The organism is Paenibacillus montanisoli (genome assembly GCF_003268025.1).
GTDB lineage: Bacteria > Bacillota > Bacilli > Paenibacillales > Paenibacillaceae > Paenibacillus_Z > Paenibacillus_Z montanisoli.
In genome coordinates this window covers 990,321-1,002,935 of record NZ_QLUW01000002.1, presented here as the reverse complement: position 1 = coordinate 1,002,935, position 12,615 = coordinate 990,321, and the positions used below count along the sequence as shown (strand labels likewise).

11 protein-coding genes are annotated in these 12,615 nt (G+C 54.7%); 6 read left to right on the top strand and 5 right to left on the bottom strand.

What is annotated here, in order from left to right:
• Window positions 1–69: 69 nt before the first annotated feature.
• A complete protein-coding gene (locus DL346_RS14130) occupies window positions 70–924 on the bottom strand; it encodes a phytanoyl-CoA dioxygenase family protein (protein ID WP_112882735.1) in 855 nt (284 codons plus the stop codon).
• A gap of 161 nt (window positions 925–1,085) precedes the next feature.
• On the opposite strand from DL346_RS14130, the gene DL346_RS14125 reads away from it, so the two are divergent.
• On the top strand, window positions 1,086–2,006 hold the full coding sequence (locus DL346_RS14125) for a helix-turn-helix domain-containing protein (protein ID WP_112882734.1): 921 nt from the start codon (window positions 1,086–1,088) through the stop codon (window positions 2,004–2,006).
• A gap of 58 nt (window positions 2,007–2,064) precedes the next feature.
• On the opposite strand, the gene DL346_RS14120 is transcribed toward DL346_RS14125, so the two are convergent.
• A complete protein-coding gene (locus DL346_RS14120) occupies window positions 2,065–2,715 on the bottom strand; it encodes a YktB family protein (protein WP_112882733.1) in 651 nt (216 codons plus the stop codon).
• 128 nt (window positions 2,716–2,843) lie between these two features.
• Between DL346_RS14120 and DL346_RS14115 the strand changes: the two genes are divergently transcribed.
• The gene (locus tag DL346_RS14115; RefSeq protein WP_112882732.1) at window positions 2,844–3,062 is read left to right on the top strand and encodes a hypothetical protein; all 219 of its coding nucleotides are present in this window, start codon (window positions 2,844–2,846) and stop codon (window positions 3,060–3,062) included.
• Between the two features lie 161 nt (window positions 3,063–3,223).
• Window positions 3,224–5,200, top strand: a complete 1,977-nt coding sequence (locus tag DL346_RS14110; protein WP_112882731.1) for a copper amine oxidase N-terminal domain-containing protein — start codon at window positions 3,224–3,226, stop codon at window positions 5,198–5,200.
• Window positions 5,201–5,250: 50 nt separating this feature from the next.
• Here the strand turns inward: DL346_RS14110 and DL346_RS14105 are convergent, their stop codons facing one another.
• Genes DL346_RS14105 through DL346_RS14095 form a run of 3 tightly spaced genes read right to left on the bottom strand, consistent with a single transcriptional unit; the run spans window position 5,251 to window position 8,346 of the window.
• Window positions 5,251–6,342, bottom strand: a complete 1,092-nt coding sequence (locus DL346_RS14105) for a Gfo/Idh/MocA family protein (RefSeq protein WP_112882730.1) — start codon at window positions 6,340–6,342, stop codon at window positions 5,251–5,253.
• On the bottom strand, window positions 6,339–7,316 hold the full coding sequence (locus DL346_RS14100) for a helix-turn-helix transcriptional regulator (RefSeq protein WP_240633159.1): 978 nt from the start codon (window positions 7,314–7,316) through the stop codon (window positions 6,339–6,341). The genes DL346_RS14105 and DL346_RS14100 overlap by 4 nt, the downstream gene beginning before the upstream one ends.
• Window positions 7,317–7,350: 34 nt before the next feature.
• Window positions 7,351–8,346, bottom strand: coding sequence for a Gfo/Idh/MocA family protein (locus DL346_RS14095; protein WP_112882729.1), 996 nt, complete (start codon window positions 8,344–8,346; stop codon window positions 7,351–7,353).
• A 243-nt stretch (window positions 8,347–8,589) separates the two neighbouring features.
• On the opposite strand from DL346_RS14095, the gene yidD reads away from it, so the two are divergent.
• The 3 genes from yidD (at window position 8,590) to DL346_RS14080 (ending at window position 12,603) form a co-directional block, all read left to right on the top strand.
• Window positions 8,590–8,865: a membrane protein insertion efficiency factor YidD gene (gene yidD / locus DL346_RS14090; protein ID WP_112882728.1), complete on the top strand. Its 276-nt coding sequence runs from the start codon at window positions 8,590–8,592 to the stop codon at window positions 8,863–8,865.
• A gap of 642 nt (window positions 8,866–9,507) precedes the next feature.
• Window positions 9,508–11,511, top strand: a complete 2,004-nt coding sequence (metG, locus tag DL346_RS14085; protein WP_112882727.1) for a methionine--tRNA ligase — start codon at window positions 9,508–9,510, stop codon at window positions 11,509–11,511.
• Window positions 11,512–11,634: 123 nt separating this feature from the next.
• Window positions 11,635–12,603: a metal ABC transporter solute-binding protein, Zn/Mn family gene (locus DL346_RS14080; protein ID WP_112882726.1), complete on the top strand. Its 969-nt coding sequence runs from the start codon at window positions 11,635–11,637 to the stop codon at window positions 12,601–12,603.
• Window positions 12,604–12,615: the final 12 nt, after the last annotated feature.

Here is a 12,615-nt window from a genome sequence, read left to right as displayed (position 1 = left end):
AAGTAGAGCATTCTACTAGAGGCGACAGCCTTTTTGGCGTAAAGGATAGGGATTAGCAGGGCGAAACCATCAATAGCTTCCCGTTGGAATGGCTGTCCATTGCGACAGCCATTCTTCATATGTGGCCTCCGTTTCCGGTCTCTTCGGGCTTCGGGCAATAAAGCCTTGCGCCTTGCCGCTAGCGGTCGCCGCTGCCGTCGCTTCGTATCGGATATCCATCGACCAGCGGACCGCGTCGGAGCGGTTGGGCAGCGCGCGATGGGGCAGCAGCTGCGTGAAGCAGAGCGCATCGCCCGGTTCCATTTCCACGGAAACCGGCATCAGCTTCGCCGCGTCCTCCCGTGTCAGCCCAAGGAAGTCGGTTTCTTCGTCGATTACGCCGTCAAGCAGCGTAGTATCGAAGAAGCCCGGCGCCACCTGGAGGCAGCTGTTATGCTCGGTTACGCGTTGCAGCGGCATCCAGATGGAAACGACATGTGAGTTCTCGGCATCGCGGTAATATTGTGCGTCCTGATGCCACGGCGTGTCGGTCCATTTCTGATCGGGGAGCTTCGGCCGCGCATTGAAGATGCCGTGGACGGAGACCTCTTCCGTCCCAAGCAGCTGCTGCGCAATATCCAGCAGGGCCGGCTCCTTCAAGAAGGCGAACATGTTCTCGCCGACGAGGTCGCGGCGCGGGCTGCGCCCGTATTTCGGCCTTCCGGCATCGTCCCACAGCTGGACGAGCCGGTGCTGGAAATCGAGCTGAGGCTTCTTGTCGGTAATGAGCCCTTGCTCGTACCACGCGTCGACGAGCTCATTAACCCATTTGCCGATAATCGCTTCGGCCAGATCAAGCGCGCGCTTCGGTACGACGTTGCGAAGCAGGACGTAATGATGGCGTTTATAGAACGCAAGCTCTTCTTCAGACAAGCGAACAGACATGGCAGCTTCTCTCCTTCAAGCTTAATAGTTTCATTGTACCGTTAGGCAGTCGGGAGCGAATATAGCGTTAGCACGTTGCAGTTTGACCATTTGTCGTTAGAATTAGAGGGAGAGTGAGCTTTTGACGTTCCGAATTGATCAAAAGAGAGGTCGAATTGCTGATGGCGGTACCCTTTCATTATCATTCCGTTCATAGCTTGGTTTCGGTCGCGGACTGCCACTTTAGAGAAGCTGAGTCCGGTTGGTCGTACCAGCTGCATGAGCATAATGGCTACGAACTATTGCATTGTTTTAGCGGACAGCTGTCGGAGTGGATAAACGGCGAATCGGTCGTCATGTCTGCCGGCGATTGGCTCCTGATCGGTCCGGGGGTTAGGCACAGTACGATTAACGAGTCGAATGAGGGATTCGTTTATTTTACGATCCATTTCGGCATCGAAGACGCCGAACTTACGCATGCGTTGAAGAACATGAACTATGTTCATCTATCGCAGCGGAATGAACGTCTGCAAGGGTGGTTTACGGAGCTGCTTGGAAGGATTGAGCACGAGGCGGGCAGAAGCGGGTTTGAGCTTGGGAAGTCGATGCCTGCCGATTCGGTGAAGACGGCCATCATTGACCATTTTAGCGCGCTCGCGAAGCAGAGCATCCAGCTGATCGCACAGCAGCTGGTGCTGCATGCGTTGGAACGGGCGACGGCAGAGGAAGGAGAGCGGCAGCAAGCTAGCCGCAAGCGGCTTAAAGCCTCGGAGGTAGAGCTGGCGCATCGAATTCAACAACGGCTGCATGATGCTGTCACGACTACGGATGAAATCGGCGCCATCGCGAGGCAGCTCTTCATCAGCCGGAGCCACTGCAACGAAGTATTCCGTAAAGTGTACGGCATCGCGCCGAAGCGCTATCTCGGGCTGATGAAGCAAAGCAAGGCAGAGGAGCTGCTGCTCCATACGGGAATGTCGGCCGAAGCGATCGGCATCCTGCTTGGCTTTAGCTCGCTAAGCGCCTTTAGCAGGCAGTTCAAGCGATGGACCGCGCAGTCGCCGCAGCAATTCCGCCTGAGCCCGGATCGAGAAAGGGGCTGACTCCTCCATCCTGAGCACGGATGCGGAAGCAGCCCCATTGCGAAAGGCAAGGATGCCTTTAGAACGACATTTTGTATAAAGGAAGTACGGATCGGAACGTTTCTTGCACGGTGCGGATGAAAGCATCGCCGTCTCGCAGGAGCGGGTCGTTGCGGTCGATGATAATGCCGCACAGCGCTTCGGAGGCTTTCACGGTGCGCAGACGCTGGAGCAGCTGCGTCAGGCCTTCGCGGCCGAGCTCGCCTTGCGTATCGCCGCCAGGCACCATATGGTTGCCTGACCAGACATAATGGGCGGGGATATGCGTCATAATCTCGTCCAGCTGGCCAAGCGCATGCTCGGCGAACACGGATTTGTTATCGGATTCGTAAATAATGGCAAATTGCACGAAGAGATGGGAGCCGAATAAGCCGATCTGAAAATGAGGGAACATTTTGTAGCCGCGCTTGCCCGGAGCGAAGGCGACCCACGTATCGTTCGGCGGATTAATCGTTCTGCGCGCATGCTTGGCCACATGCGGGAACATCGGCTCGCCGCACAGCTCCGTCAAAAATGGCGTCAGCCGGTCGCCGAGCTCGTGCAGCTTCGGGCGAATCCGCTCAATCAATAGCGTCATGCGGGCTTCTAAGCCCGGTACCTCGAATACATCGAAATCGTCTGCGGTAAAGCCGGAAAAAACAGGTGTTGCACTCGTTGTTTGCAGCGCCATTTGCGTCATCATCCTTTTTCATAATTGCCGTTTCTTCATCATAATGCCAGCCGCGGGCGTTTGCAATCTTCACTTGATTCGTTTAGTCTACTCTAGTATGCAAAAGCAGAGGTTAGGAGAGGTCAGGCATGTGGCAGCAGTTGTGGTTTGTAACCAACATGGCGTTCGTAACGCTAGTCATCGTCTATTTATTTCTACATCGTTCCGTTACGACGGCAAGCCAAGAACAGGACGCTGGGAAGCTGGCGAAGGCTAAACGAGCGCGGTCGATCGCAGGCGTGATCGGCTTAGTTGCGTTTATATTGATGGCGCTTTTCTTCTTGATCAATATGCGCGTGAACCGTTAAGCGGCCGGCCAAAATGTGACAAAAGCTTGTCTCTTTCCAATCCTCCCGCAACTTTTCCGGTTAAGGTTACGTTTAACGTGACATAAGATGCCGGCAAAAAGGGCAGCAGCGCATGCGAGAAAGCCGCTGCCTGCAACAAAGAGAGTACAAAGGAGACATGCATGAAATCGTTAAAATGGTTGTTGATTGTATCATTCTTGCTTTTTCCCTTCGCGAATTTCACAGGCGCTTCGGTTGCAGCGGCGCAAGGTACTGCGGAAACGCTTCAATTGTCGATCGGCAGTACCGTTATGAAGCATAACGGCCAAACCTACAAGTCGTCACAGCCGGTGACGGTAGTAAACGGAGCGTCCTTTATTCCATTCAGCTCCATTGCGAAGCGCTACGGTTATACAATCTCGTATGACGCCAAACGAAAGGAATCGATTGCAACCGGCTCGGCTGGCGTGCTTCGATTCAAGATCGGCAGCGTGTATGCGTACCGCGGCGGAACGCCGGTCAAGCTGACCGGTAAGCCTTATATTTTGAACGGCTCGCTCATGGTGCCTCTTCGGTCCTGGGGCGTGCTTACGGAAAGCGCCATTAAAGTCGTAGGCAAGCAAATTACGTTGTCATGGACGTCGGTTGTCGTTCCGAAGAAGCCGAAGGCCTTCTTCGAAGTGAAGCCGGATGAAATCTATGCAGGACAAACGCCCGTTACCTATGTCGACCGTTCCGTTAACTTTACGGACGCTCCTTACGTCGATGAACGCTGGGAAGGACGCATGGACGTGTTCCCGGAAGCCGGTGTATATACGGTGACGAGACAGGTTCAGGACATTAACGGCTTATGGAGCGACCCGTTCTCCGTTACGGTTGTCGTCAAGCCGCCGAACCAGGCGCCTGTCGCTGAGTTTTCGACTGCGAAGTCGTCCTATCGGATCGGCGAAAACGTTACCTACATCGATCAAAGCTCGGACGACGAGAACGGCATTGTGCGCCGTACGTGGTCAGGAAACGACGATGTGTTTTTTGAAGCCGGCGAGCATCTGGTGACGCTTGAGGTTCAAGATCGTCATGGTCTGATCCATTCCGTAACGAAGCCAGTCGTCGTGACGTCGGAAGTGCTGTACACACGCGATGAATACAACAAGCTCTTCACAAAACCCGGCGATAAGTTCAGCATCGACAGCGCATCCGTTCTGACCATTCCGGCGCTGCCGTATACGATCCATTCGGAATCTTCCCAGATGGTCCGTAGCAACAGCCCGGAAACGCTGCTTCAAGAAGGCATAGTTTACCAAACGCAGATGACCGGTAAAATCCGTTTCATGTTCCATAACGTCAACAATATCGGGTATCCGGTGAAAATGCACCTGCTCGCAACGAACCGGAACGGCACGCCGGTCAACGTCAGCACGAGCTCGATGGGACTTGGCGGTCCGGACAAATACGTAGTAAACACGGGCAAGCTTTCCACGGTTCGGTATTTGAAGTCGCTTGACTCGAATCCGGCTCCAAGATGGACGACGATCAGGCCGCATGAGACGAAGGAGATTTTGCCGGAGCTGTCGAAGACGCCGATGAAGCTGATGGAGGTTTTGACGGCTTACGCGGATATTTACACGGAACAAGAGCTGGAATTCTACATCGTTGTTGTAGCCGCTGGCAAAAATCCGATTGCCGAGCTGCCGAACTTGTCGATACTGCCGCGAGACGGCAAGCATGTGCGGGGCACGTTCTACAATTCGGACCGTACCATTGAATTGTTCGATACGCTAGGCGAAACGCCGCAGCGCATCATGCTGGGCGATAAGAAGATGGACAGCTATCTGGACGGCATCGATGACACAAGCGGCCAGCTGGAGTACAATATCGGCAATTTCGGCGTACTGTACCGGCTGCGTCTGCCGCATGTCGCGCCAAATACGCTGATCGCCTTGAATGCCAGAGGCGGCTACTATACAGGTGCGTTTATGGTTAACGGCCAGGTCGTAACGGTCGCGAACGCATCGATCCTGAAGGATAATAAGGAAGCAGCCGTGCTCTACCGGACCGGCAACGCCGAAGAGCCTGTTGAGATCGTATTTACGCTGGCTGCGGGCAGCAATCTGCCTGTTGCGATGCTGTTCCTGCCGTTGCCGCGTATTCGCTGGTAATCGTGAATAACAAAAATGGCCTGCAGGCTCGAGCCTGCAGGCCTTTCTTATTACCATGGAAGCTTGATTTCAACCTCGCGTCTTAGCTCGGCGGAGCGGATGACGCCGTCGATAATCGCTTGCTGGATCAAAATTTGCTCGCCCGGGATCGGTGCGGGGCGTCCTTCGCGAACGGCATCGACGAAATCGCGTACTTTCTCGAAGAACAGATCCTTGTTGTGCTCGATGCCAGGCACAGGCGTTGACGTTTGCTGGCCCATGAAGTCATGGAACAGCGTCATACTGCCGACCTTGCCGTCCCATACGCCGGACCAGTTGCCGGTGCCGTGAGGGTTGACCTTCAAGCCGGCATCGGTGCCGAGGAAGAGCGTGGAACCGAGCGTATCCATATGCATCGCCCAGGAGATCTTGAACTGGAGCACCAGATCGTTCTCGAAGCGGACCATAGCCACGCCGAAATCCTCGACTTCGAATTTGCTTGCTTCAGGATGGTAGAGCGGATTCGTGCCGAAATGATTGCTCGTGAACGCCGACACGGTCAGCGGACGAGGGTAGCCAAGCGCATTAAGCGCCATATCGAGCGAGTAGCAGCCGATATCCGCCATCGCGCCGGCGCCGGCCAGCGCCTTGCTGATGAAAGTGCCGCCAGGCATGCCGCGTCTGCGGCCGCCGCCGGTCTCGACATAATAAACATTGCCCAGCTTGCCGGACTGTACGATGTCCTGCACCAGCTTCATGTTCGGGTCGTAGCGCGGCTGGAAGCCGATTGTCAGCATGCCGCCCGTTTCGCGGGCGGTTTGCACCATATCGACCGCTTCGGCCAGCGTGACGGACATCGGTTTCTCCAGCAGTACATTCTTGCCTGCGCGAAGAGCGTCTACCGTCGTGACGTGATGGGAAACGTTCGGCGTACAAATGCTGACGCCGTCCAGGTCCATTTCCAGCATGCTGCGGTGACTGTCAAAAGCTTGCGCTTCCGTTAATGAAAGCGATTCCGTAAATTGCTTGGCTTTGCCCGGGATTACATCGGCAACCGCCACGATTTCTACGCCTGGCAGCTGCTTATACTGACGGACATGCGCGTGCGCGATGCCGCCGCTGCCGATAATACCGATTCGAAGGGGCTTTACGTTTGTGCTCACGTTCGATTCATCTCCTTTAGCTTTTCGTCCACTGTGGACGCCGTCACCGAGGTATGCTGACTGCGGAATTGTCTTGGCGTCATTAGAAACCGTTTCTTGAAGACATAGTACAAATAATTGCTGCTTGCAAAACCATGCTCGAGCGCGATTTGCTCGATCGGGCGATTGCCCTCGATAATAGCCGAGCATACTTGGGACAGCCGGTAATTTTCCAAATAGGCGCTGAACGATTCCACGCCTTGCTCGCGGAATATGCGCTGCAATTGCCGGGCGCTGATCGGAATCCGGTCGGCAACCTCCTGAAGCGTTAAAGGCTGAGCGTAATTATCGTGAATAAACTGGGTGGCGATACGGAACCGGTATTCGTTCATCGTCTGGGCCGGCGGATTGTAAGTATCGTTCGGAACCGTCGACATTCTGGCGGCACGCAGCAAGATTTGAATGATGGCCTGTTTGATCGACGAGAAAGCGCCGGGTTGTCCCTCGGTCCATGCCCGATAGGCGGATAGGAACCAAGACATCGCGTTGTACTGGTCGACATGCGGCCTGAGCGGCAAATTGTTGAGCGCTTGGATGCAGCTCTCCGCCTCATGGCGTTCCCATGGATCGCCCCAGCTTTGTTCGTCTTCGCTTTCTTTGATCGGCACAATGTCGATGTGCAAGCACAGCTCATCCATCGCTTCATGGGCGTCCGCTTCCTGCTGATGGAGTACGTTCGGACCGGTTAGATAGAACAGCCCTTCGTGCAGCTGGTGAACGTTATCTTCCATAATGACGGTACCTTTGCCGCGCGGGATAAAATGAAACTCGTATTCCGAATGCTTATGGAACCGGACGACTTTGCCCGGTGCGAAGGTGGCGAGATGGCAGCGCAGGACGCGAAAGCCGTACCCTCCCCAGCGGAACTGAATGTCCAGCCGGTCAATTTCATCGCTTCTCGTAGCCATGATGGAGTATGCGAACGGTTTTGCCACGACGCTGCCACCTCTCCTTCCCTAAAAGCTCGAATTAGTTTTTCAGCTCGGACAGCTTAACGGAACGCTTCTCGTTCTCGGAGATCGTCGAAGCTTCCATAATCTTCGTCAGATCGGTTGCAAGAGCGATGTTCTCTTCCGCGATCGTGTCGTTCTGGATGTGGCCTACCCATTGGTCGAAGGCCGAAATGCGGTTTGCCGGCAGCTCGATTTCCGTCCACTCGTGCACGTTCTCGAACTTCGTGCTGCGAACGCGCATGACGTTATCGGTGAAGCCGAACAGCAGGGAGCCTTCCGTACCGTGAATTTCGACGCAGAACGGGGAGCAAGGGTTAACGAAGCCGGTTTCCGCGATGCCGATTGCGCCGTTCTCGTAACGAAGAACCGTAACAGTATTGTCATCGACTGCTTTGCCGGTTACGTAACCGAAAGTTGCGTTTACGCTCTCAGGCTGGCCAAGGAACAAACGGTTCAAATATACAGGGTGGCAGCCCAGGTCGATCAGCGCGCCGCCGCCGCATTGCTCCAGGTTGTAGAAGTGCTCAGGAAGCCAGCCGGCAGTTGCGCCGTTGTGGGACAGACGAACACGGGCTTGCGTCAATTGGCCGAGCAAACCTTTGTTGATTACGTCTTGAATCGCAAGCGTGTACGAATCGTTGAGACGCGGCAAGGAAACCGTCAGTTTCACGCCAGCTTCGTTTACAGCGGCAACTATTTCGTTTACTTCGCTAAGCGTAGGAGCAACCACTTTCTCCGTGAAGATGTGCTTGCCTGCGCGAGCGGCTTTCACCATAACGTCGCGGTGAATGTTTGTCGGCGTATCGATGACGACGGCATCGATATCGGTACGAGCAAGCAGTTCATCGAGGTCTGCAACGAACGGCACGCCGAGCTTATCTGCGTTCTCTTGGCCGCGGTTTGGAAGCTCGTCCCATACGGCTACGATTTCAGTGTTCGGGTTCTCTTGCGCCTGTTTGGTGTAATCCCAGGCATGTACGTGCCAATAGCTCAGCATTGCTACGCGAATCATTGATAAATTCCTCCTAATATATGGGTTTGATATTGGAACCAATGTCGTGCGATCACAGTTTTATGCCCTCTGATTATGCGACATGGGTTAACCCTAACATAATTGAAACCGCTGTTAAATACGTTTCTATGACAGTTTAACTGTAAAATCACGACATTGCTAGTGGCGTATTATTGAACCGTCTGGTGAAATTGACGTCATGCCTAAATTACGTCATGATAATAGGAAAGGAGGCCTTGTGCCATGCGAGCCATTATTAAAGCGCCGATACATGTCTATCGCCGGTTCATCTCGCCGATTAAGCCGCCGACTTGTCGTTTCTATCCGAGCTGCTCGGCATATGCGCTAGAGGCGATCGACAAGCACGGACCGCTCCGCGGCAGCTGGCTGGCGGCCAAACGGATTTGCCGCTGCCATCCTTTTCACCCCGGTGGCATTGATTACGTGCCGCCTACCCGTGAGGAGCTGGAGAAGCGGGCGGCTGCCGGCCTTGACAGCGGTACGTCCGATTCGGTATAGTTTTACGCAAGAGAATCTTTCCATTTCGATGAACGGATAAGTACGGAAGAAATGGCCTTACCAGAGAGCCGGGTTAGCTGGAAGCCGGCAAGGCGCAGCTTTTGGAAAATGGTCCGGGAGAATTCGCATTCGAGCCTACGGCGGCCTGATCGCTGCGGTAAGGGTGCGGCGGGTGACCCCGATATCGGTTTGACGGCCAGCCTGTGCAGCTGATTGCACAGTTGGTTCTAATGAAGCTTTCTCCGATGAAGCGGCAACGCGCTCATGGAGTGAGGAAATTGGGTGGTACCGCGTAAGCGACAAGCTTTCGTCCCATAGTGGACGGAGGCTTTTTTTGCGTTCTAGATTGTTGAACCAGTGAGACGCTGGAAGCTCAACGCTGCGCGTGCGGATCGTTGTTCCGATCGCTGTTGTACCTCGGATTTCTTTGATTGTATAACCGATGTAACGGTAGAAATCCGATGTACAAAGGCTGAATGGTTTGCGTGTCTAGCGACATGCAAACCATTCAGCCGAGGCAAACGAACGCTGACGCTTCTCCACAACGACCGCCCGCTCCGCAATTGTTCGCGGCTACTCATTAGTTCAAAGAATTTACGACCGCAATTTGTGTGGCAGAAAGAAATAAGGAGACGTGAAGTTATGAGTGAAACGAAGAAACCATCCTTCTACATTACGACGCCGATTTATTATCCAAGCGATAAGCTTCATATCGGGCATGCCTATACGACGGTTGCCGGAGACGCGATGGCGCGGTATAAGCGGCTGCGCGGCTACGATGTCTGGTATTTGACAGGCACCGACGAGCACGGCCAGAAGATCGAGCGCAAGGCGCAGGAGAAGGGAAAGACCCCGCAACAGTTCGTGGACGATATTGTCGTTACCATTAAAGAGCTGTGGAAGAAGCTCGATATTTCCAACGACGATTTCATCCGGACGACGGAAGATCGCCATAAAGCCGTTGTCGAGCAAATCTTCGATCAATTGCTGCAGCAGGGCGACATCTATAAAGGGAACTACGAGGGCCTGTACTGCACGCCGTGCGAATCGTTCTTCCTGGAGCGGCAGCTCGTGGACGGCAATTGTCCGGATTGCGGACGCCCGGTTGAGCTGGTGAAGGAAGAGAGCTATTTCTTCCGGATGAGCAAATACGCGGACCGGCTTCTCCAGTTCTACGAGGAGAACCCGGAGTTTATTCAGCCGGAATCGCGGAAGAACGAAATGATCAACAATTTCATCAAGCCGGGTCTTGAGGACTTGGCGGTATCCCGTACGACCTTTGATTGGGGCGTCAAGGTAAAAGGCGATCCGAAGCATGTCGTGTATGTCTGGATCGATGCGTTGTCCAATTATATTACGGCGCTGGGCTACGGCTCCGGCGATCAAAGCCGGTATGACAAGTTCTGGCCGGCTGACGTGCATCTGGTCGGCAAAGAGATCGTCCGCTTCCATACGATCTACTGGCCGATCATGCTGATGGCGCTCGGTTTGCCGCTGCCGAAGAAAGTCTTCGCGCACGGCTGGCTGCTGATGAAGGACGGCAAAATGTCCAAATCTAAGGGCAATGTCGTAGATCCGGTCACCTTGATCGACCGCTACGGCCTGGACGCTCTTCGTTATTACCTGCTGCGCGAGGTTCCGTTTGGCGCGGATGGCACATTTACGCCGGAGAACTTCGTTGAGCGCATCAACTTCGATCTTGCGAACGACCTCGGCAACCTGCTGAACCGGACGATCGCGATGATCGACAAATATTTCGGCGGCAGCGTTCCGGCCTACGACGGCAGCGTCACTAAATTTGACGAGACGTTGTCCACGCTTGCGACAGGGACGGCCGAGCAGGTTGAAGCCGCAATGGAGCGCATGGAGTTCTCGGTTGCTCTCACAGCGATCTGGCAGCTTGTTAGCCGCACGAACAAATTTATTGATGAAACGCAGCCATGGACGCTGGCCAAGAGCGAAGAGAAGCGCGGCGAGCTCGCATCCGTTATGCACCACCTGGCGGAATCGCTGCGGATCATTTCGATTTTGCTGCAGCCGTTCCTGACGAATGCGCCTCTTAAAATCCGCGCTCAGCTCGGACTTACAGAAGGCGAGTTGACCGCGTGGGACAGCACGAAGCAATTCGGCCAATTCCCGGGCGGCACGAAGGTTGCGAAAGGCGATCCGATCTTCCCGCGCCTTGATGTAGCGGTGGAGACGGCGTTTATCGCCGAATCGATGAGCGGCGGCGCGGCTCCCGCAGAAGCGGCTGCGGCTTCGGAAAGCACGCCGGCAGCCCCGGCAGCGGATGCGGCAGCGCCTTCTGCGCCGGCTGCCAAGGAAGAGATCGCGATCGACGAATTCGCCAAGGTCGAGCTTCGCGTGGCGCAAGTCCTCGCGGCCGAACCGATTCCGAAGGCGGATAAGCTTCTGAAGCTGCAGCTGGATCTGGGCTTCGAGCAGCGCCAGGTCGTCTCCGGCATCGCGAAGTTTTACACGCCGGAGCAGCTTGTCGGCCGCAAGGTCATTTGCGTGACGAACCTGAAGCCGGTGAAGCTGCGCGGCGAAATGTCGCAAGGCATGATCCTGGCTGCGTCGCACGGTGACCAGCTGACACTGGCTACAGTGCCGGAAGATATGCCGAACGGCGCGATTGTGAAATAAGGATGAACGTACCGGCCGCCGGAGCGCTATGCTCCGGCGGTTGCTTGTTGACAGGGCCTAGAAGGCGACCTTATAATCAAATTGTAATGTTTACGATTATGATGGAATTTGAGGTGCAAGTCTATGTTTTTTAAACGTATCGGTTCCGTGACGTTGTCAGCGATTACGCTGGCTTTTCTTATTTTTACGCTAACAGGCTGCGGCTCGTCCTCCCAAGGCAAGCTTGTGGAGGGCAAGCTGAATGTCGTCACGAGCTTCTATCCGCTCTATTTCCTCGCACAGCAGATCGGCGGCAGCGGCACGAATGTGATCAACATGATTCCGGCAGGCGTCGAGCCGCATGACTGGAGCCCGAAGAGCCGCGATCTCGATACCGCGGCTCGGGCGCAGCTGTTTCTCTATAACGGTGCCGGCCTGGAAGGCTGGGTGAATGATTTTCTGGAGGGTTTGCCTAGCGAGACGAAGCTAGTTACGGTTGAGGCGAGCAAGGATATTCCGAAGCTTGCCGGCAATCCGGAAGAGGAAGAAGGGCACGAGGAAGGCCATAACAACGATGACAGCCATGAAGGCCATGTCGATCCGCATACATGGGTTAGCCCGAAGTCGATGCTCATTATGGCGAAAACAGTGCTGGAGAGCTTTCAGGCAGTAGATCCGGCCCACAAGAGTGACTACGATGCGAATTATGCCGAGCTGCATGCGAAGCTTGCCGAACTGGACCGCTCCTATGAGAAGGCGCTCTCGGCAGCTCCGAATAAGGCAATCGTCACTACGCACCGAGCCTTCGGCTACTTGGCCCGTGATTACGGACTTACGCAAGTGGCTATAATGGGGTTGTCCCCTGATGCCGAACCGAAAGCGCAGGATCTGCTTCGCATCGCCAAGTATGTCAAAGACAATGGAATCAAATATATCTTCTTCGAAGAGCTGGTTTCCGACGAATTGGCGAACACGCTCGCCAGGGAAGCGGATGTCAGCACTTTAGTGCTCAATCCGGTCGAAGGGCTCACGCCGGAGCAGGAGAAGAAGGGAGAAGACTACTTCTCTCTTATGAGGGCAAATTTGCAAAATCTAGTTCAAGCTTTACAATAGAAAGAAGGAATC

Coding starts and splice junctions, on each gene's coding strand:
- DL346_RS14130 (WP_112882735.1), bottom strand. CDS start 924: ATGTCTGTTCGCTTGTCTGAAGAAGAGCTTGCGTTCTATAAACGCCAT.
- DL346_RS14125 (WP_112882734.1), top strand. CDS start 1,086: ATGGCGGTACCCTTTCATTATCATTCCGTTCATAGCTTGGTTTCGGTC.
- DL346_RS14120 (WP_112882733.1), bottom strand. CDS start 2,715: ATGGCGCTGCAAACAACGAGTGCAACACCTGTTTTTTCCGGCTTTACC.
- DL346_RS14115 (WP_112882732.1), top strand. CDS start 2,844: ATGTGGCAGCAGTTGTGGTTTGTAACCAACATGGCGTTCGTAACGCTA.
- DL346_RS14110 (WP_112882731.1), top strand. CDS start 3,224: ATGAAATCGTTAAAATGGTTGTTGATTGTATCATTCTTGCTTTTTCCC.
- DL346_RS14095 (WP_112882729.1), bottom strand. CDS start 8,346: ATGATTCGCGTAGCAATGCTGAGCTATTGGCACGTACATGCCTGGGAT.
- yidD (WP_112882728.1), top strand. CDS start 8,590: ATGCGAGCCATTATTAAAGCGCCGATACATGTCTATCGCCGGTTCATC.
- metG (WP_112882727.1), top strand. CDS start 9,508: ATGAGTGAAACGAAGAAACCATCCTTCTACATTACGACGCCGATTTAT.
- DL346_RS14080 (WP_112882726.1), top strand. CDS start 11,635: ATGTTTTTTAAACGTATCGGTTCCGTGACGTTGTCAGCGATTACGCTG.